This is a genomic window from Agrobacterium sp. MS2 (assembly GCF_003261015.1).
GTDB classification, from domain to species: domain Bacteria; phylum Pseudomonadota; class Alphaproteobacteria; order Rhizobiales; family Rhizobiaceae; genus Agrobacterium; species Agrobacterium pusense.
Genome location: NZ_QLNF01000008.1, coordinates 1 through 19,840 on the forward strand (window position 1 = coordinate 1; position 19,840 = coordinate 19,840).

15 protein-coding genes are annotated in these 19,840 nt (G+C 60.4%); 9 read left to right on the top strand and 6 right to left on the bottom strand.

Annotation, left to right across the window (positions count from 1 at the left end):
* A partial coding sequence (locus tag DOU54_RS03025) for an NUDIX hydrolase (RefSeq protein ID WP_113730568.1) occupies positions 1–474 on the top strand: 474 nt, incomplete at its 5' end.
* Between the two features lie 57 nt (positions 475–531).
* On the opposite strand, the gene DOU54_RS03030 is transcribed toward DOU54_RS03025, so the two are convergent.
* Positions 532–3,717, bottom strand: coding sequence for an efflux RND transporter permease subunit (locus tag DOU54_RS03030; RefSeq protein ID WP_113730570.1), 3,186 nt, complete (start codon positions 3,715–3,717; stop codon positions 532–534).
* A 1-nt stretch (position 3,718) separates the two neighbouring features.
* On the bottom strand, positions 3,719–4,867 hold the full coding sequence (locus DOU54_RS03035) for an efflux RND transporter periplasmic adaptor subunit (RefSeq protein ID WP_113730572.1): 1,149 nt from the start codon (positions 4,865–4,867) through the stop codon (positions 3,719–3,721).
* Positions 4,868–5,443: 576 nt separating this feature from the next.
* Here DOU54_RS03035 and DOU54_RS03040 point away from each other — a divergent pair.
* Entirely contained in the window at positions 5,444–6,334 is an 891-nt protein-coding gene (locus tag DOU54_RS03040) for a DUF535 family protein (RefSeq protein ID WP_286079848.1), read from the top strand.
* Here DOU54_RS03040 and DOU54_RS03045 read toward each other — a convergent pair.
* On the bottom strand, positions 6,307–7,227 hold the full coding sequence (locus DOU54_RS03045; RefSeq protein WP_035208302.1) for a hydrogen peroxide-inducible genes activator: 921 nt from the start codon (positions 7,225–7,227) through the stop codon (positions 6,307–6,309). The genes DOU54_RS03040 and DOU54_RS03045 overlap by 28 nt on opposite strands.
* A 205-nt stretch (positions 7,228–7,432) precedes the next feature.
* Between DOU54_RS03045 and katG the strand changes: the two genes are divergently transcribed.
* Positions 7,433–9,604, top strand: coding sequence for a catalase/peroxidase HPI (gene katG / locus DOU54_RS03050; RefSeq protein WP_113730576.1), 2,172 nt, complete (start codon positions 7,433–7,435; stop codon positions 9,602–9,604).
* Between the two features lie 126 nt (positions 9,605–9,730).
* Here katG and DOU54_RS03055 read toward each other — a convergent pair whose 3' ends face one another.
* Complete coding sequence (locus DOU54_RS03055) at positions 9,731–9,907, bottom strand: hypothetical protein (protein WP_113730578.1); 177 nt, start codon at positions 9,905–9,907, stop codon at positions 9,731–9,733.
* Positions 9,908–10,131: 224 nt separating this feature from the next.
* Between DOU54_RS03055 and DOU54_RS03060 the strand changes: the two genes are divergently transcribed.
* Positions 10,132–11,025, top strand: a complete 894-nt coding sequence (locus DOU54_RS03060; RefSeq protein ID WP_210206188.1) for a helix-turn-helix domain-containing protein — start codon at positions 10,132–10,134, stop codon at positions 11,023–11,025.
* A 133-nt stretch (positions 11,026–11,158) separates the two neighbouring features.
* On the opposite strand, the gene DOU54_RS03065 is transcribed toward DOU54_RS03060, so the two are convergent.
* Positions 11,159–13,279, bottom strand: coding sequence for a TonB-dependent siderophore receptor (locus DOU54_RS03065; protein WP_113730580.1), 2,121 nt, complete (start codon positions 13,277–13,279; stop codon positions 11,159–11,161).
* Positions 13,280–13,536: 257 nt separating this feature from the next.
* On the opposite strand from DOU54_RS03065, the gene DOU54_RS03070 reads away from it, so the two are divergent.
* Genes DOU54_RS03070 through DOU54_RS03085 form a run of 4 tightly spaced genes read left to right on the top strand, consistent with a single transcriptional unit; the run spans position 13,537 to position 17,394 of the window.
* Positions 13,537–14,511: an iron-siderophore ABC transporter substrate-binding protein gene (locus DOU54_RS03070; RefSeq protein ID WP_286079849.1), complete on the top strand. Its 975-nt coding sequence runs from the start codon at positions 13,537–13,539 to the stop codon at positions 14,509–14,511.
* 2 nt (positions 14,512–14,513) lie between these two features.
* A complete protein-coding gene (locus DOU54_RS03075; RefSeq protein WP_502695898.1) occupies positions 14,514–15,551 on the top strand; it encodes a FecCD family ABC transporter permease in 1,038 nt (345 codons plus the stop codon).
* 2 nt (positions 15,552–15,553) lie between these two features.
* Positions 15,554–16,588, top strand: coding sequence for a FecCD family ABC transporter permease (locus DOU54_RS03080; RefSeq protein WP_113730586.1), 1,035 nt, complete (start codon positions 15,554–15,556; stop codon positions 16,586–16,588).
* The gene (locus tag DOU54_RS03085) at positions 16,585–17,394 is read left to right on the top strand and encodes an ABC transporter ATP-binding protein (protein ID WP_113730588.1); all 810 of its coding nucleotides are present in this window, start codon (positions 16,585–16,587) and stop codon (positions 17,392–17,394) included. The genes DOU54_RS03080 and DOU54_RS03085 overlap by 4 nt, the downstream gene beginning before the upstream one ends.
* Before the next feature lie 198 nt (positions 17,395–17,592).
* Here DOU54_RS03085 and DOU54_RS03095 read toward each other — a convergent pair whose 3' ends face one another.
* On the bottom strand, positions 17,593–18,186 hold the full coding sequence (locus DOU54_RS03095) for a helix-turn-helix transcriptional regulator (RefSeq protein ID WP_286079850.1): 594 nt from the start codon (positions 18,184–18,186) through the stop codon (positions 17,593–17,595).
* 410 nt (positions 18,187–18,596) lie between these two features.
* Between DOU54_RS03095 and DOU54_RS03100 the strand changes: the two genes are divergently transcribed.
* On the top strand, positions 18,597–19,811 hold the full coding sequence (locus DOU54_RS03100; protein ID WP_113730590.1) for an amino acid ABC transporter substrate-binding protein: 1,215 nt from the start codon (positions 18,597–18,599) through the stop codon (positions 19,809–19,811).
* Positions 19,812–19,840 lie beyond the last annotated feature (29 nt).

Consider the following 19,840-nt stretch of genomic DNA (forward strand, 5'->3'; position numbering starts at 1 on the left):
GCGGTTCCGGAAAAGCTCTTCACAGGCGCTTTCCGGCAGCAATATGCCGCGCTGTGTTTTCGATATGGCGGGGGCGATGACAATGTCGAAATCCTGCTTGTCACGTCACGCACCAGCGGCCGCTGGATCATTCCGCGCGGCTGGCCGATGAAGCGCAAGAAGCCTCATGAGGCCGCGGCAATCGAGGCTTGGGAAGAGGCCGGTGTTCGTGGCCGGGTCAGAAAGGAAGCGGTCGGCCGCTATACCTATCTCAAGATGCTGGATAATGGCGAAGTCGTGCCCTGCGTCGTGGACGTGTTTCAGATCGAAGTGACGGGTGCGGAAACCAAATTCAAGGAGCGCGGCGAGCGCTTGGTGGAATGGGTTCGCCCGGACGAGGCGGCAAGAAGGGTCAGGGATATCGAGCTGAAATCGCTGCTGGTCGATTTCAGGCCAAAGGGCAAACGGAAGGGCCGCACGGGCGAAGGGGCATGAAGATCTGCCGCATCGCCTGGCTGAACCGACGACTAATGTGGGCGTAAAACGACAGGCTCAAATCTGCCGGATATCTTCTGGCAGGTGAAGCTCATGCTGAAGAAACTGCGGCTGCCGATCCGACACGTCGTGCTCATCCGCCTCGTCCGGCGGTTTCGGCAGCAGTCGGGCGAAACGCGTGCTGATGCTGTTGATATAGGACAGGATGGTCGGCACGACGATCAGGGTGAGAAAGGTGGAACTGATGAGGCCGCCCACCACCGCATGGGCCATCGGCGCGCGCTGCGCGCCGCCTCCACCTATGGCGAGCCCGAGAGGGATCGTGCCGAAGATCATCGCGAGCGTCGTCATGATGATCGGCCTGAAGCGGATCACGCCCGCATTTTCCAGCGCGTCGTTCAGCGAAAGGCCGCGCCGCCGTTCACGATTGGCGAAATCGACCAGCAATATGCCATTCTTGGTCACGAGGCCCATCAGCATGATGAAGCCTATCAGCGAGAACATGTTGATCGTACTGCCGGCCACCATAAGGCCGGCGAGGGCGCCGACAAGCGAGAGCGGCAGCGACGCCATGATGGCGAGTGGTTGCATGAAGCTGCCGAACTGCGAGGCAAGGACGATGTAGATGAAGATAACCGCCATGGTCAGCGCTGTCACCATATGGCCCACGGTTTCCTCCATTGTTTGGGCCTCGCCGCCGAAGCGTATGCGGTAACCATCCGGCAGATCGCGATGCGCTGTGAGGTTCTGCAACGCTTCCGTCAGATCGCCTAGCGCGCGGCCGGCAATATTGGCCGTGACCAGCACCTCGCGGCGATTGTCGATACGGCGGATTTCCGCCGGTGCCGGAACGACGTTGATCTCGGAGACCTGATCGAGACGCACCATGACGGGGGCGCCGTTTGACGTGGTCCGTCCGGTTGCGATCATGAGGTCGCTGATCGCCATGACATCGGAACGCCGCTCGGCAGGCAGGCGCAGGACGATGTCGTAGCTGTTGCCGTTCCTGTCCGTCCATTTCGATACGTCTTCGCCGCCGATGAGCGGCGAGAGTGCTGCAGCGAGTTCGGACCTGCTGACACCGAGATCGCTCGCGGCCGCGGATTTCAGGCGTACGGAAAGGTTGGGTCTCACGTTGCGGGCGCTGGAGGTGACATCCACAAGGCCCTGGATTTTCTTCATGTCTTCCATCAGGGCGGATGAGATTTTGTCGAGTACCTCCCTGTCGTCGCCGAGAACGCTGAGCTGCACCGGGCTTTCCTCGCCGCCAAGGCCGTCCTGCAGGATCGAGAACTCAATGCCGGGTATGGCCGTCAGGCGTTGGCGGATCGGGTCGGCAAGCGCCAGCGGCGTCCTGCTCCGCATCTCCAGCGGCACGAGCGCCACCTGAATGATGGCGCGATGTTTCCCGGCGGCGCCGCCGGTATTGATCGTGGAATAAAGCGTCTCGACTTCTGGAAACTGCCTGAGCGCCTTTTCGACCTGCCGGACCTTCGCCGTGGTGTAATCCAGCGAAGAGCCGGCTGGTGCGGTAACGGTTATCTGGAAGCGGCCCCCGTCGGCGGTCGGCACGAATTCCGCGCCGAGCAGCGGCACCATGAAGAGGCTACCGATGAAAATGGCGATGGTGGCAAGCAATGTAACGAGCCGATGTCGGAGGGTCCAGCCGATCACGCGTCGGTACCTATCGGCGAAACGTCCGAAGCCATGATCAAAACGTGCAATCAGGCGACCGATGCGCCCACGTTTCGCGTCAGGCTGTGAATCAGGATCGTACCAGACGCTCGACAGCATCGGATCGAGCGTAAAGGCGACGAAGAGGGAAATGAGCACGGCGGCCGAAACGGTGACGCCGAATTCGTAGAAGAACAGGCCCACAACTCCGCCCATGAAGGCGACCGGCAGGAAGACTGCCACGATGGTCGCGGTGGTGGCGATAACCGCAAGCCCGATCTCGTTCGTTCCATCAAGTGCTGCGCGGATATGGGATTTGCCCATGTGAAGATGGCGGGTGATGTTTTCGCGTACCACGAGCGCGTCATCCACCAGAATGCCGATGGACAACGTCAGCGCCAGCAGGCTGAGCGTATTGAGCGTGAAGCCGAGGGAATCGATTACTGAAAGCGTGCCAATGATGGCGACGGGCAGGGTCAATCCGGTAATGACCGTGCTGCGCCATGAATTGAGGAAGAGAAAAACGATGGCGATTGCAAGTGCCGCGCCCTCGATCAGGGTTGTCTGCACCTGAGTGACGGATTCCCGGATCGGGATAGACGAATCCGTGACGATGCGCAGTTGCACGTTCTGCGGGGCGAGTTCTCTATTGAGATCGTCAAGGCGGCTCTTCACGTCCCTTACGACCTGAACGGTGTTGGCATCCTGTATCTTGACGATATCGATCGCCAGTGCCGTCTGGCCGTTGTAAAGGGCGCGGCTTTCCGCGTCGGCCGCCCCTTCGAAAACTGTTGCCACGTCGCGAAGCAGGATCGGCGCTCCGCCGCGCCGCGCCACGACCATATCCAGCAGTGCCTGTGGGGTGTCGATGCGGCCCTGAACCTGAATCGTACGTTCGGAGGTTGGCTCCACGATGCTGCCTGCCGGGCTGTTACCGTTGCCACTGCGCAGCGCATTCGCCACCTCGTTGACGCCAATCGCGAGCGCGCGCATGCGTGTCTCATCCATTGCAACATCGATCTGCCGCTTTCGGCCGCCGACGAGTGTCGCCTGTCCGACGCCTGAGACGCTGGTCAGTTGCCGCAACACCTTCTGGTCGGCAAGTGTGGTGAGGGCCGGCACATCGAGTGCCGTGGAGCTGATCGCGATCGAAAGGATCGGTTCCGCAGCGGGGTCGAAGCGAGAGATGACCGGCTTTTTCGTGTCTTCCGGCAGATTTGCCTCAATGGCCGCCACCCTGTCACGCACATCCTGTGCGGCGGTCGCGCCTTCAACCTCCAGCTTGAATTTCGCGACCACGACGGATCGCCCCTCATAGGAGGTAGAGGTGATTTCATCCAGACCGCCGACGGTGTTCAGGGCCTCCTCGACCGGACGTGTCACGTCGGTCTCCACCGTCTCCGGTGTCGCGCCTGGATAGGTAATGGCCACCACGACAACGGGCACGTCGACCTTGGGATACTGGTCCAGCCCCAGTCTCTGCAGTGAAAAGAAGCCCAGGACCAGCAGCGCCACCATCATCATGGTGGTGAAAACGGGATGAGTAACGGATATGCGGGTCAGAACCATGTCAGCCCGCCCTGTCTATCGTCACCGCCATATCAGGCTGTAACTCCGGCAACGGCGCGGTGAGGATCGTCTCGCCTTCGTTCAGGCCGGCGGCGATCTCGACGGAGCTTCCACCGTTCCAGCGCGCTCCAAGCGCAACGGCCTGGCGGCGGAGACGGCCGTTCAGCACCTTGAGGACATGATAACCTGTCTCATCCTTGCGAAGCGCGATGGCGGGAACTACCAGCGCGTCGTTTTTTTCCCGCAGAAGGATCGATCCGCTTGCGAACATTCCGCCCCATAACCTGCCGTCACGGTTGGCAAGCCGCAGATAGACCGCGACGAAGCGCGTCCCCTCTTCGGCAAGAGGATTGATGCGGTCGACGGTGCTCCTGACGACGTCCCCACTTAGCCCGTCGATCTCCAAGTCGGCCGTCTGGCCGAGTGCGATGCGGGGAACATCGCGGGTGGCTACGAGGACTTTTGCTTCCAGCATGCTGCTGTCCACCAGCGTCAGAAGTTCGCCATCGGCGCTGATCCGCGACCCCGTCTCTGCCACACGTCTGGTAACGGTACCGTCAAATGGTGCACGGATTTCGGCGTTGCGGAGGGCGAGACGGGCAATATCCACCTGTGCCGACAGGCTCTGAACCCTTGCCGTCTTCACCGCGACATCGCTTTTCGCCTTGTCGAGTTGCTCTGCCGAGGCAATGTTTTTTGCAGCCAGTTGTTCGGTTCTCGCCAGCGCCTGCATCGCCAGTGTCAGCTCAGCCTCGGCCGCATTCCGGTCGCTTTGCCGGAGCAGCAGCGTTGATTGCAACTCGTCGGTTTCAAAACGCGCAAGCAGGTCGCCCGCCTTGACCGGCTGCCCCTCCCGGACCGTCATCTCAGGTATCTTTCCGGCTTCGCGGGCGCGGATCACAACGCGGCTGATTGGCTGAAGCTCGCCGCTGATGCTGAGGCGCTCCGCCATGGAGCGTGTACCGATCTTTGCCGTTTCCTGCTCTGTGAGTTCGAAAGGAATGCCGGCAGGGCTCATGGTAGCCGCCGCCACGACACCCTTGACGCGCTCATTCGCATCCGCGCTTCCGCGTACCGGACCGAGAGCGGTGACGACGAGAACGCAGCCAGCAAGCGCGCCCCCCGCCTTTATCGTTCTCTTCATCCACATAACATTGTTTCTCCAGATAAAACCAACCCGTAACCGCCGGGTCACGCCGCCTGCGCTCAGGCCGATGGCTAAGGGATAGGCATCCATAATTGCAGCAGCATTACCCGGCCCGAATGCCCGGCGGCATAATGTTGACGTAACGTTACCGGTGCAGAACGCCCGTCAGACTGACCGAACTGAGTTGGTTTGTGGTGTGGAGACGGATCGTGACTGATGGCAAAGGCGCTATGGGCCGGGATGGCGCAGAGGGTCCCTTCTGGAGGACGCCGGTGCCGTCCCGCCACGTGAAAACTCCCCGTCTGGAAAGTCTTCGTTTTCATCACGCGCCGCCGGTTTGGTTTCACAGTCATGTCAGCTTGACGGGCCTAATTGGATTGGCGCGGCAAAATCCGGATTCGCAGGTGATTGCTATTATCGAGATGTCCTCCTCCCTCTTTTCCCTTTGCTCTCATTCTCTCTGCAGGTGTCAAAATGTGGCGCGCTGAAACGTCTGCCCTCCGCCGTGCTCATGACCCTGGTGCGCTTGATCCGCTGCCGGCTTACCCGGAAGGTCTCCCAGCCTCTGAGGGGGCGGGAGTGTCTTTTTTACCGCTTATGACAAGGCTCGCGGGGTTCACCCGGCGGGCACACTGGAAGCGCGGTTTTCTTTTGTGGATGCGTTTTGCGGGCAATCCCATCGTGACGCTGCGATGGTGGCGTTTTCTCATGCGGTTTTCGGCAATGGAGCAATTAGCGCTTCCGCACGACGACCTGCTGCAAAAACCTTTCTCGAAATTCCTTATCGCCAATCTGGGCTCTCAGAAACGTCTCGCACTTCTGACCACGAATTTTCACCTCGCCAGGGAGTGCTTTTCGCGCAGTGTGATGGCAGCGATCTGGGCTGGGGATGCCGTCCAGATGTCAGTGATTTCCGGCCGTTCCGACGATTACCGGTGTAGCCTGGCGCTTGCGGACCGCTTTGGGGGCCGGCACGAGGGCGCGTTTGCCGTCCGGTTGATCCGATGCCGGGATGAGGCGACAGTTTGGACAGCCAAGTTCATGTTCGTAAATCGGGGCGATGTCAGGACGATCGTGGTTGGCGGAATGCAGGGGCCGCACGCGGCGAAGCAGGAAATGGTGGCCGTAACGCGTGATCTTTGTGGTCTGCGCCCCAAAGAGGCGGTGTTGATGGTTATGCAGGCCTATCTGGGAAAGGGTGCGCATAGCTTCTTTGCGATCTCGCAGGCCCGGCATCCGATAAACCATCGGCGAAGACGGCGCCAGAAGATGCTGCTTTCGGACATTGACGCTTTCTGGAACGAGCGGCTTGCAATGCCGGAGAGCATGTTCGGGTTCGAAGTGCCCATTTCCACAATGGATGGCAGTGACAAGCGCAGCCGCATCAAGAAGGCTTTTTTCGAGGCTTCGGCCCGGATTTGCGCACCCTGTGCGCCTGACCTCTATCTGGTGGAAACGTTACCGCCCTGAATTTTTTGCAGGCCACAGTCTCGGATGATCTCCGAGATATGAGCGAACTGCGCCGAAAGCGGGTTACTCTTCCGCCACACGATACCGATGGTGCGGGACGGTCGCGGTTCCGCCAGACGGAAGACCGAGACCGTGGACTGCCGGGTCTCCATGTCGACGGCCATCTGTGGAATGAGTGTGACGCCGATGCCGGCGCCGACCATTTGCACCAGGGTGGATAGTGAACTCCCCTCCATCAGCACGCGGGGTGGCGCATTCGTAGTGCTGCAGAAGGATAGCGCCTGATTGCGGAAACAGTGGCCTTCCTCCAGAAGCAGCAGGCGCATTTCGCCGAGCTTGTCGGCGCTCGGCACCGGCATGCCCGCATCCTCCATCGGCCGCACCAGGATGAATTCCTCGGAAAATAGCGGGATTTCCTCCAGCGACGGTTCCGAGACGGGGAGGGCGACGATGGCCATGTCCAGCCGGGCCTCCAGAAGGTCCTCGATCAGTTTTTGCGTCACCGCCTCTCGCGGACGTGCTTCCAGCCCGGGGTAATGTCTCGTAAGCGTCTTGATGACCTGCGGCAGAAGATAGGGAGCAACGGTCGGAATGACGCCGATGCGCAGGCGGCCGCTGAGCGGCCCGTGCCGAGCCCGCGCCAGATCCTGCAGCTCATCGACCGATTGAAGGATCGCGCGGGTGCGCTCGGCAAACTCCTCGCCAAGAGCGGTCAACCTGATCTGCCGGCTGCCTCTTTCGACCAGCGGCGCACCGATCAGTTCTTCCAGTTCACGGATCTGAAGCGAAAGGGCGGGCTGCGAAATGGCGCAGGCCTCGGCAGCACGCCCGAAATGGCCAATCTTCGCCAGAGCGTCAAAATAGCGGAGATGTTTCATGGAGAGCGCAATCATAAGCTCAGCATATCGCAGCCTTTAGAATATACAATTGGAAATTATGGAACCCGCCTGTTAGTCATCGTCATGACAGAAAGAGGCTGTAGCTGTGAAAGGCCGTCAGTGTCGCCGCGGTTGGCAGTAACCCGTTGCGAACGCTGATTCATACCGCTGCCCGTGTCGAACTTATTTTGTTTAATTGCTAAACCCATCGGAGGGCGAAATGGACGCAACTTCAAAACCGGCTGGCAAATGTCCCGTCATGCACGGAGGCAATACGGCTTCCGGCAAATCGGTGACCGACTGGTGGCCGAACGCGCTGAACCTCGATATTCTTCATCAGCACGACACCAAGACCAATCCGCTTGGCACCTCCTTCAACTATCGCGAAGCGCTGAAGACGCTTGATGTCGAGGCCCTCAAGGCCGATCTTCGGGCCCTGATGACCGATAGCCAGGACTGGTGGCCGGCCGACTGGGGCAGCTATGTGGGTATGATGGCCCGTGTCACCTGGCATGCCGCCGGCTCTTATCGCGTAACGGACGGCCGCGGCGGCGCCAACACCGGCAACCAGCGTTTTGCACCGCTGAATTCCTGGCCTGATAATGTCAACACCGACAAGGGCCGCCGCCTGCTGTGGCCAATCAAGAAGAAATACGGCAACAAGATTTCCTGGGCAGACTTGATCGCGCTCGCCGGCACCATTGCCTACGACGTTGCGGGCCTGAAGACCTTCGGCTTCGCCTTCGGCCGTGAAGACATATGGGCTCCGGAAAAGGACACCTATTGGGGCGATGAAAAGGAATGGCTGGCGCCGAGCGACGGTCGTTACGGCGACGTGACAAAGCCGGAAACGCTGGAAAACCCGCTTGCCGCCGTGCAGATGGGTCTCATTTACGTCAATCCGGAAGGCGTGAACGGCAAATCCGATCCGCTGGCGACGGCGGCGCAGATGCGCGAGACCTTCGCGCGCATGGGCATGAACGACGAGGAAACCGTGGCGCTCACCGCCGGCGGCCACACGATCGGCAAGTCGCACGGCAACGGCAGCGCGGCCAATCTCAGCCCCGATCCGGAAGCCGCAGGCCCGGAATATCAGGGCCTTGGCTGGATCAACACCACGGGCCGCGGCATCGGTCGTGATACCGTCGTCTCGGGTATCGAAGGCGCGTGGACGAGCCATCCGACCAAGTGGGACAACGGCTTCTTCGACATGCTGTTCAAGCATGAGTGGACGTTGACGCATAGCCCCGCCGGTGCATCGCAATGGGCGCCGATCACCATTGCCGAAGAAGACAAGCCTGTTGACGTCGAGGATGCCTCGATCCGCACCATCCCGATGATGACGGATGCGGACATGGCACTGAAGGTCGATCCGATCTACCGTGATATTTCGCTGAAGTTCAAGGATGATCAGGATCATTTCTCGGAGGTCTTCGCCCGCGCCTGGTTCAAGCTGACGCACCGTGACATGGGGCCGAAATCCCGGTATTTCGGGCCGGACGTTCCCGCAGAAGACCTGATCTGGCAGGACCCGGTGCCTGAAGGCTCGACGAGCTACAATGTGGCTGCCGTACAGGCCAAGATCGCCGCTTCGGGCCTTCCGGTCGCAGATCTGGTTGCCACCGCCTGGGACAGCGCCCGCACCTTCCGCGGTTCGGACAAGCGCGGCGGCGCCAATGGTGCACGTATCCGCCTTGCTCCGCAGAAGGACTGGGAAGGCAACGAGCCCGCCCGTCTTTCCCATGTGCTTTCGGTTCTCGAGCCGATTGCCCGTGAAACCGGTGCGAGCATCGCGGATGTCATCGTTCTGGCCGGCAATTACGGCGTGGAACAGGCCGCGAAAGCGGCTGGCTTCGATATCGCCGTGCCGTTTGCACCGGGCCGCGGCGACGCTTCCGCCGAGCAGACGGATGCTGACAGCTTCGCTCCGCTCGAGCCGCTGGCGGATGGTTTCCGCAACTGGATCAAGAAGGACTATGTTGTCAGCCCCGAAGAACTGCTGCTGGACCGCGCCCAGCTTCTCGGCCTGACTGCGCCGGAACTGACAGTACTTATCGGCGGCCTGCGCGTCATTGGCGCCAATTACGGCGGTGCGGCACATGGCGTGTTCACTGACAAGCCCGGCGCCCTGACGACCGACTTCTTCACGACGCTGACGGATATGGCCTATACCTGGGTCCCGACCAGCAACAATCTCTATGAGATCCGTGACCGCAGGACTGGCGTGGCAAGATACACCGCCACCCGTGTCGATCTCGTGATCGGCTCGAACTCGATCCTGCGTGCCTATGCGGAAGTCTACGCACAGGACGACAACAGGGAAAAATTCGTCCGCGACTTCATCGCCGCCTGGACGAAGGTGATGAACGCCGACCGTTTCGATCTTCTGTAACGAGCCTGTTTGCCATTAAAAAGCGCCTCCCTGAGCGATCGGGGAGGCGCTTTTGTTTTCGGCTTCTCGTAGATCGGCTTGGCGCTCTCGCACACGTTGCGCAAATGTGCTGGACGCGGCGGCGGCTCACCGACGGTCGGAAGACGGTACCGGACGCTCCGGGGATGATTTCTCCGCCCCTTGCGACGGGGTTCTGCCGCTCTTTTCATTCTCGTGGGCATCCGGCCCGGCGACGATGACGCCGCGGCCCTGTTCCTCGCGCTTCTTCTCTGCGAAGTCGCAGGGTTCCTTGTTGCGGTCCATGAATAATCTCCCTCGTTTGGTTCCTGTCAGGAATTCAACGGTCGTCCCGGGCAGAGGTTCCAGCCTTTTCGCGGGGGAGAATGTTTCTATTCATAATGATCTTTGCTATTAACATGAATAGATAAGTCATGTTATGGCGGCGTGCAGGGTGATCGCCACGATTGCACTGTGCCACGTTTGTTTCCACGCCTCGGCCTCGGCTCGACAACCGAACGGTAATTGCATTGGGTTTCTGGCATTCCATGACCTGGCACACGGAAGGGATCAGCGTCACCGCGCCGGTCAAGTGGCGCCAGTTCGACGGGCTGGTCAGCGCTTTCTGGGAGGCGGAGAGCCAAGTGGGGGCGAAAGGGTATTATCTCGCCGCCGATCCGCGAATCATGATTTTCTTCAACGACGTCTCGTCACGGATCCGCATATCAAATCGCGACGGCGAGCTTTCGCAACATTCGCGGCCGATCACGCGGGCGGTTTACGTGCCGGCAGGCGTGCCCATGTGGACGGGCAGCAACGCCACGCATCGTTTTTCCCATCTCAACCTGCATATCCACAAGGACCGGCTTCTCCGCTTCCTGTCCCCGGCGGTCGGCGGTTCGGCGGCCATGACCGCGTTACGCCGTCCGGTCGAGATACAGGATATCGGCGGCGTGGAAACCCTGGCGGGCCTGCTGGTGGATGAACTGGCCGAGCCGCAGAAACATCCGCTTTATGCCGAAAGCCTCGTCGGCGGTATTGTTGCCGGCTTGCTGGATATTCCCGGACCAACGCCCGAGCAGGCCAATGGCAGGCTGACGCAGGCGCAGATGAACCGGTTACTCGCCCGCGTGGAAAAGCGCGGTGATGACCGCATGACGGTCGCCGAGATGGCCGATATTGTCGGGCTGTCGGAAAGCTGGTTCGCCACGGTGTTTCGCCAGACAACCGGCAAAACACCTCTGCAATGGCAACTTGAGCGGCGTATCGATGCCGCACAAAAATTTCTGCTGGAAGGCGATCTGACGGTGGCCGATATTGCTGCCCAGCTCGGTTTTTCCGATCAGGCTCATCTCACCAAGGCTTTCCGTCAGTCCGTGGGTAACACGCCTGCTGCCTGGCGACGTCTGCACAGGCTGCTTTGAAAAGGCGGGATTTGCGTCCTGATGCGTAGGCCGTGGTGGGCGACCGCCTGTTTAAATCGCGGGGCAAGCCAGAGCTTGACATCGTGCATCAGGAAATATCCACAATATATCGAAATGTTGTAGATATCTTACATCACCATGTCTTGCGCAGGGTAACCGAAAACGCCCTGCCCGGATTGTAGAAGTCTGCTCCGAACCCGCCATAAGAAACGTGTTTTTCGTTGAAAAGGTTGGAGACATTGACATCCAGCGAGGCGGTTTCCTGGATCTTGTAGCTGAATGCCGCATCCACGGTCACACTGCTTCCGGTTTCGACCTTGTTGGCGTTGTCGAAATAATAGGCGCCGGTATAGCGGCCGCCGAGACCGAACGTCATGTCACCGAGATGGTCGTTGCCCGCAAGCGTATAGTTGACCCATAGTGAGGCCTGATGTTTGGGCACAAACTGCGGCCTGTTGCCGACATTGCCGCCAGTGCCGTTTTCGGTGATTTCCGCATCGAGATAGGAATAGGCTGCCGTCAGGCTGAGACTGTCTGTGACCTCAGCCTTGGCCTCGAGGTCAAGACCACGCACACGCACCTCGCCGATCGTTGTGGGCAGGCTGGTGATCGGGCTTGTGACGGTGATGTTGTTCTTTTTCAGATCGTAGATCGAGGCGGTGAAGAGAGCCGGGAAAGCGTCCGGACGGTACTTTACGCCGAGTTCGATCTGTTCGCCGCGCTCCGGCTCGACGGTGAGACCGGACGCCGGCACAACCGATTCAGCATAGCTGATATAGGGCGCGATCTCGTTGGTAATCTTGTAGGACACACCAATGCGCTTCGTAAGTTCGCTGATGTCGCCGCTCGCCGTCGTGCGGTTCAGCCGGTTTGTCTGGTCGGTGTCGATCCAGTCGTTTCTAAGGCCGGCGCTGATGGTGAGCCTGTCGAAGAAGGTCAGGTCCTGCTGCAGATAGAGCGCTCTTGTCTTCTGGTCCGTCAGGGAGTCCGCATAGAGCGGCACGGAAGAGGGCGCGCCGGTATAGATCGGGTTCATCCAGTTGATGCTCGGTGCAGCGCCAAAGTAGCTTTTGCTGCCGGAGGTGTAGTCATTATAGAAAACACCGACCAGGCTGCGGCTTTCGACGTTGTCGAACCGCGTGTCATATTGCAGGCGCGTGTCGATCAGGAAGTTTTCGGTCTCGGTGTCGTTGCCGAAGTAAGAACGATTGGCGATGGTCGAACCGTTGGTCGGCGTCGACGATATATAGGCATAACCGAAGTCCGTATTCGCCTTGCTGTAGCGGGCGTTGGAACTCAGCGTCAGGCCGGATCCGAAATCGTGATCGAACATCACGCTCAGCGAGTTGCGGTTCGTGCCACGATAGTTGTAGTCGGGTTCTCCGAAGAAGCGGCTCCGGTCGAAATGCGAGCCGACGGGATGGCCGCCGCCACCGGGAACGCCATCCTTGTTAAGGTGGTCGTAAACGACAGTCAGGCTGGTGGCGTCGGTCGGACCCCAGGTAAGACCGCCCATGAAGAATTTCTCGTCGTCGCGGGAATAGTCATATTCCGCATCGGCGTTGCGAAGCTTGCCGGTCAGACGATAGGACAGAGTGTCGTCCCCGGTGATGTTGTCGCCGAAATCGAAGCCGGTCTCGGCGCGGCCATAAGAACCGCCGGTCACATAGGCTTCGCCGAAGCGCGCATGTTTCGGCACTTTTGTGGAGTAATTTACCGAACCGCCGGGGTCCGAAACGCCGAAGGTGGTAGAATTGCCGCCCTTTATCACTTCGACGCGCTCATAGGCATAGGTTTCTTCGCGCAGCGCGCCGAAGGGGCGGCCGAGCGTCAAGCCGTCGCGGTACATGTAAGCATCGAAACCGCGAATCTTGAAATAGTCGAAACGGTCGTCGGAGCCGTAAAAATCCGTGGTGACGCCGGCGGTATATTGCAGTGCTTCTTCCACCGTCTGCACGCCGCGCTGCTGCATTTCCTTGGCGGTGATGACAGAGACAGAGGCAGGTGTGTCGAGAATATCGGTCGCCATCTTGCTGCCGCTCGTCGTGCGGGTGGCGACGATCGATTTCTGATCATTGTCGCCGCTGTCGATGGTGATGGTCTCAAGAACCGTGCTGCCGCCCGTGTTGGCAGCCTCCTGCGCCACGAGAAGGCCGGGCATGGATGCGGCAAGCGCCGTGCAGGCCAGCAGGGCCGCTTTCCCGTGGAGACGTCGCGCGGTTTTGCGGTTTCTGCCTTGGATGTCGATATTCATTGGTAGGTTCCAGAAATTAATGCCCCGATCGCCGTTTTCACGGACCACTCTCAATGCGCCCAATAACTTGAGAAAGTTTGTCCGGTATTGTAGATTTTTGCGGTTTTGTACAAAACCCCGGAAATTTCACCGCTGTTGCGGACGCATTTCCTCGCCGGACTTGACGGGGGCAATTGAAGCTGAGAATTCAAGTCCACTTTTGAACTTTGAAAGCCTCGCTCAAGCCCCGCCTGTTTTGTGGTCTTCTACCGGTCTTCGTGTTTTTTCTGTCCGTAATCGCACAGAATATCGCTGTGGCGGAGGAGACGGCACCCTATCCCGTCATCATCAAACACGCGTTCGGCACGACGACGATTGCGAGGAAGCCCGAGCGGGTCGCCACTGTCGCCTGGGCCAACCATGAGGTGCCGCTGGCGCTCGGCATCGTGCCCGTCGGTTTTGCCGCCGCCAACTTCGGCGATGATGACGGCGACGGGCTGCTGCCTTGGGTGGCGAAGCGGCTATCCGAGCTCGACGCGCCAAAGCCTGTGCTGTTCGATGAGGGTGACGGCATCGATTTCGAGGCTGTGGCGGCAACGCAGCCGGATGTCATCCTCGCGGCCTATTCCGGCCTCAGCCAGTCCGACTACGACACGCTCAGCCAGATCGCGCCGGTGGTCGCTTATCCTGTCTCGCCGTGGGCGACGGACTGGCGTGACATGATCCGGCTGAATAGCGCCGGTCTTGGAATGGCCGCAGAAGGGGAGGCGCTCATCAAGCGCATCGAGGGTGAAATAGCCGAGGTCGTTGCCGGCCACCCGCAACTGAAGGGCAAGTCGGCCATGTTTGTCACCCATCTCGACGCCACAAATCTCAGCGTCGTCAATTTCTATACGGCCAATGACACCAGAGTGAAGTTCTTCAAAGATCTTGGCCTTGCGTCCCCCAAAAGCGTCGCGGAGGCAACGAGGCCTGGGCAATTCGCTGCCGGTATCAGCGCCGAGCGCGTCGATGCCTTCGACGATGTCGATATCATCGTGACCTATGGTAGCGAGCCGCTACTGAATGCCATGCGCGCCGATCCGCTTCTCGCTCGGATGCCCGCCGTCTCAAACGATGCTGTCGTCATGCTGGGGCGCGATCCGCTCGGCACCGCCTCCAATCCCACACCTCTGTCGATTTCGTGGGTGTTGAAGGACTATGCCGATCTTCTGGCAAAGGCTGCTGATAAATCCTCCGGGAAATCGCAGTGACGATGTCTGGATCCGGCAAAGCGACGGCCGTGCTGCTAGCCGGCCGCTCCAACCGCGTGCGATCGGCATGGCTTGGCGCGGTGCTGGCGCTTCTCTCGCTGCTTTGTGCGCTGTCCGTCGCCATCGGCACGCGTGACGTCTCATTCACGGATATTGTTGGTGGGCTCAGCGGCCGCGTCGAGACGGTTGCCGAGGCAGCGGTTGCCGTGCGTTTGCCGCGCACGCTGCTTGCCCTGCTTTCCGGGGCGGCACTCGGGCTGGCCGGTGCCATCATGCAGGGTGTCACGCGCAATCCGCTTGCCGATCCCGGTATTCTCGGTGTGAACATGGGGGCGTCGCTCGCCGTCGTCATCGGCATCGTCTGGTTCGGCATCGCCTCGGCTCATGCCTTCATCATGGTCGCAATTGCAGGGGCGGGGGTATCGGCGGTTTTCGTTTATGTTGTCGGTTCGCTCGGCCGAGGCGGGGCGACCCCGCTGAAACTCGCACTTGCGGGTGCCGCCACCTCCGTCGCCTTTTCCTCGCTCGTCATCGCCGTGGTGTTGCCGCGCAGCGATATCGCCGGCGGCGTCCGCGCCTGGCAGATCGGTGGTGTCGGCGGGGCGACCTTCGAACGTATCGAGACCGTATTGCCCTTTCTGGCTGCCGGTTTCGTCATAAGCCTGCTTTCGGCGCGGAAGTTGAATTCACTGGCGCTTGGCGACGAGCTGGCCGCCGGCCTTGGAGAAAACGTTGCCGTCGCCAGAGCCATGGCATCCTTCGGCGCCATTCTTCTGTGCGGCGCTGCCACCGCCATTTGCGGCCCGATCGGTTTTGTCGGTCTGGTGGTGCCTCACCTCTGCCGCTCGCTGGTCGGGGTGGGCAATCGCTGGCTCCTTCCGTTTTCTGCACTTGGAGGCGCCTGTCTGCTGCTGGCCGCCGATATTGTCGGCCGCATCGTCGCGCGGCCCTCCGAACTCGATGTCGGTATCGTCACGGCGTTGGTCGGCGCGCCCTTTTTCATCTGGATCGTCAGACGGCAGAGGGTGCGTGAGCTGTGAGTATGTTTCCGTCAGTCGTCGAAACGCTGGGTTTCAACCGCCGCCGTCGGCAGGGCCGGCGCCGTGTCGTCATCTTTTGCCTGCTGACGCTTCTCATCGCAGCTTTTGCACTCACGCTGACGCTCGGCCAATCATTCACCCCGCCCGGTCAGGTGATCCGCGTGCTGCTCGGCGAGGACATCGCCGGCGTCAGCTTTACCGTCGGACAATTGCGCCTGCCACGCGCGCTGCTGTCGGTGCTGGCCGGGCTGAGCTTCGGGCTTGGCGGCGTCGCCTTTCAGATCATGTTACGCAACCCGCTCGCCAGCCCCGACATTATCGGCATCAGCTCCGGCGCCAGCGCCGCCGCCGTCTTTGCCATCGTCGTATTGCAGATGAACGGACCGCTGGTTTCGGTTGTCGCCGTCGTCGCCGGCCTTGGCATCGCCCTGCTGGTCTATCTCCTCTCCTTCCGCAACGGCGTGGCCGGAACGCGTCTGATCCTTGTCGGCATCGGTGTTTCCGCCATGCTGGAAAGCATCATCGCCTATATTCTCTCCGTCGCGCCGGCCTGGACACTGCAGGAGGCGATGCGCTGGCTGACCGGCAGTGTCAATGGCGCCAAACTTGCCCAGACACTGCCGCTTGCCATCGCGCTGGTTTTTTTCGGCGGCCTGCTTCTCAGCCGTGCACGGGATCTCGAGACGCTCAGGCTCGGTGATGATGCCGCCGCGGCACTCGGCGTTCGGGTCGGGGCAACACGCATCATCGTCATCGTCGCAGCCGTTGGCATGATCGCCTTTGCTACGGCCGTCTCGGGGCCGATCGCCTTCGTTGCGTTCCTGTCTGGACCAATTGCAGCGCGTATCGTTGGCAGCAATGGATCGCTGCTCCTTCCCGCCGCGCTGGTCGGCGCGGTGCTGGTGCTGGCGGGTGACTATTGCGGCCAGTTCCTGCTGCCCGGCCGTTACCCGGTCGGCGTCGTCACCGGTGCGCTCGGTGCACCCTATCTGATTTATCTGATCGTGCGGGTCAACCGCAGCGGAGGCTCGTTATGACCGGCCACTCTCTTTCCCTAAGCGGCCTCTCGGTCGGCTATGGCGACAGCCTCATCATAGAAGAGCTGGACCTCACCGTCCCGCGCGGGAAGATCACGGTTATCGTCGGCGCGAATGCCTGCGGCAAGTCCACTCTGCTACGCAGCATGTCGCGGCTCATCACACCGCGCGCCGGTCAGGTCCTGCTGGACGGCAAGTCGATCCATCGCCTGCCTTCCCGGGAACTGGCTCAGCGGATGGGTCTCCTGCCGCAATCGCCGATAGCGCCTGAAGGTATCGTGGTTGCGGATCTCGTCAGCCGTGGGCGACATCCGCATCACGGCCTGTTCGCACGCTGGACACGTGAGGATGACGAAGCGGTTGCCGCAGCACTCGTCGCCACCGACACGGTCGAGCTTGCCGAACGGCCGGTGGATGAATTATCGGGCGGTCAGCGGCAACGCGTGTGGATCGCCATGGCGCTTGCCCAGCAGACCGACATATTGCTCTTGGATGAGCCGACCACCTTCCTCGATATCAGTCATCAGGTCGAGGTGCTGGACCTTCTCACAGACCTCAACCAGTCGCGTGGGACCACCATCGTCATGGTGTTGCACGATCTCAATCTCGCAGCCCGTTATGCCGATCATCTCGTCGCCATGAGGGACGGAAAGCTGCATGTCTTCGGCACGCCGGAAGACGTGTTGACCGAAGAAAATGTCCGCCACGTTTTTGGTATTGAAAGCCGTGTCATCACGGACCCGACGTCGGGCAAGCCGATGATGCTGCCTATCGGGCGGCATAGGACGACGCCAGGGATGCAATAAACGTATCTCTTTAAGATATGGTTCTGTTCACTTTTACGGACACCGCCTTGCGTCTGGCAAAGTTTTTCAAGACCACCCCGGAATATTGGCTGAACTTGCAGAACGCTTTTGACATTAAGGCGGCTGCAGCGAGGCTGGAAACGGACCTTGCAAATATCAAGGAACTGGAAGCCGCGTAGTTGTCAGCCTCCTTTCCCGTCACGGCCAGGCCGCATAGGATGGCGGCGGCATGTTCTGCTTCTGCCTTGCCGTTCTTCTGAAACGGCCGGGAGAGGTCCCCTCGTTGCGGGTGAAGAAGCGATTGAAGTAGCCGGGGTCCTGAAAAACCAATCGAAACGCGATTTCAGCGACTTGCAACGAAGAGTTCAGAAGAAGGTCGCGCGCCTCTGACAGGAGTTCCCGGTGGATGTAGGCCTGTGGCGAAAGCCCCGTGGCCTTGCGGACCGCAAATCCCAGTCGCTCGCGGGTAACGCCGAGATGGTGTGCATAATCTTCCACGGCCCATTGATCGTGCTTGTGCTGGCTCACCAGAAGGACGAAACGTTCGGTGAGGCCGCCCGGGGTGGAGACGGCGGCAGCAACATCGGCGATGGCGTGCTGACAGACCCGGACAAGGGTGACGCAGAGCAGGCTGGCGATGATCGTGTCGGAACCGGTCGCTGCGCGGACATTTTCGCTCGCGATTGTCTGGAGATAAGCCTCCAGTTCCTTTTGGCCCTGTTCTTCGGGTGTCTGTACCAGAATACGCTGCAGTATCGCGCGTACGGCGTTTGCGCTCGTGCCCGTCGGCATCGCGTGAGCCAGCCGATTTCGGTGGTCGTCAACAGCGATCCGCGGCTTCCGGCGCTCAGTCTCACGCGGCCGGCCGGGCCTATGGGCAGCCAGATGAGTCCCGGCGAAGGGACATCCAGCCTCTTATCGCCCTGCGTGATCTCCGCTTCCCCGACAGAAAGCAAAAGCAGGTGGGCGCTGTCTGTTTCCAGCCGGAATTCGGATACCCGCAGCGAGGAGGTGAAGGTGCGTGCCGTGATCTCCACGCGATTGGCGGCAAACTGGCTGTGCAGCGGCATTCAACCTCCAAAAGTGCAATAATGCACTACACTAGTGCATTTTATATGCGCCTGTCATTGCTAAACTTCGATCAGCGCGTGGGAAGTCTTGAGGAGAAGGGCTGCCTGATCGAGCGCTTTGGGAGGAACATCATGAACAATTTGAAGCGCAGAACGCTGTTCTGCCTGCTCTCCGGTGCTGCCCTGTCTGCAGTGTCTTTCAGTCATGCCACTGCGCAGGACCGCACTTCCGTAAAGATTGGCTACGCCGTGTCAAAAAGCGGCGCCAATGCCACCGGCGCGGGTATCACGACCATTCCGAACTACAAATTATGGGTGAAGGAGGTCAACGATGCCGGCGGCCTCACGCTGCCCGATGGCAAGCGCTTGCCAGTTGACGTGGTCGAATATGACGACCGTTCCTCGGCCGAGGACGCGGTGCGGTTCACGGAGCGGCTGGCCAGCCAGGACAAGGTGGATTTCATCCTGCCGCCCTGGGGCACGGGATTTAATCTGGCGGTTGCGCCGCTCTATGACCGTTTCGGTTATCCGCAGCTCGCGGTCACCGGCGTCACCGACAAGGCGCCCGATTTCGCCGCGCGCTGGAAGAAGAGCTTCTGGATGCTGGGCGGGGGGCACGACTATGCCACTGCACTGGCCGATGTTTTGAAAGCCGCCCGCGAAGCAGGCCAGATCAATGACAAGGTGGCCGTGATATCTGTCGCGGACGGTTTCGGCATCGATCTCATCAAGGCTGCGCGACCCGCGCTGAAGGAAGCAGGTTTTACGCTTGCTTATGACAAGACCTATCCGGTCGGCACCTCCGATTTTGCCGCGCTTGTGAACGAGGCCGCGGCAAGCGGTGCGGACAGTTTCATCGCCTTCTCCTACCCGCCGGACAGTTTCGCGGTAACGAAGCAGGCGCAGACTGCACGATATAATCCGAAGGTGTTCTACGTCGGTGTCGGCGGTGCTTTCCCGATTTTCCCGAAAGTTTCCGATGGCAAGCAGGAAGGCGTCATCAGCATCGGCGGCGTCGATGGAAGCAGCGACAGGATCGAGGATTATTTCAAGCGTCACGAAGCCTTCATCGGCACCAAGCCGGACAGCTGGGCAAGCGCCATCACCTATGCGAGCCTCGAAATGCTGGCCCAGTCAATCCAGCGTGTCGGGCTCGACAGGGCAGCGGTGGCGGGCGAGCTTTCGACGGGAAGCTTCGACACCGTTATCGGCCCGGTCAAACTTGAAGACAACCAGCTTCGTCAGCTGTGGTGGGCGGGGCAATGGCAGGGCGAGCGTTTCGTCGCGATTGCGCCCGCGGAACGTCCCGGTGCGGCCAAGCCCCTTGTCCCGAAGCCGCAATGGTAAGCCCTTTCCGGCCGGGACCTGTGAACCCG

Coding starts and splice junctions, on each gene's coding strand:
- DOU54_RS03055 (WP_113730578.1), bottom strand. CDS start 9,907: ATGGACCGCAACAAGGAACCCTGCGACTTCGCAGAGAAGAAGCGCGAG.
- DOU54_RS03085 (WP_113730588.1), top strand. CDS start 16,585: ATGACCGGCCACTCTCTTTCCCTAAGCGGCCTCTCGGTCGGCTATGGC.
- DOU54_RS03030 (WP_113730570.1), bottom strand. CDS start 3,717: ATGGTTCTGACCCGCATATCCGTTACTCATCCCGTTTTCACCACCATG.
- DOU54_RS03100 (WP_113730590.1), top strand. CDS start 18,597: ATGAACAATTTGAAGCGCAGAACGCTGTTCTGCCTGCTCTCCGGTGCT.
- DOU54_RS03035 (WP_113730572.1), bottom strand. CDS start 4,867: ATGTGGATGAAGAGAACGATAAAGGCGGGGGGCGCGCTTGCTGGCTGC.
- DOU54_RS03065 (WP_113730580.1), bottom strand. CDS start 13,279: ATGAATATCGACATCCAAGGCAGAAACCGCAAAACCGCGCGACGTCTC.
- DOU54_RS03075 (WP_502695898.1), top strand. CDS start 14,514: ATGTCTGGATCCGGCAAAGCGACGGCCGTGCTGCTAGCCGGCCGCTCC.
- katG (WP_113730576.1), top strand. CDS start 7,433: ATGGACGCAACTTCAAAACCGGCTGGCAAATGTCCCGTCATGCACGGA.
- DOU54_RS03080 (WP_113730586.1), top strand. CDS start 15,554: ATGTTTCCGTCAGTCGTCGAAACGCTGGGTTTCAACCGCCGCCGTCGG.
- DOU54_RS03095 (WP_286079850.1), bottom strand. CDS start 18,186: ATGCCGACGGGCACGAGCGCAAACGCCGTACGCGCGATACTGCAGCGT.
- DOU54_RS03045 (WP_035208302.1), bottom strand. CDS start 7,227: ATGATTGCGCTCTCCATGAAACATCTCCGCTATTTTGACGCTCTGGCG.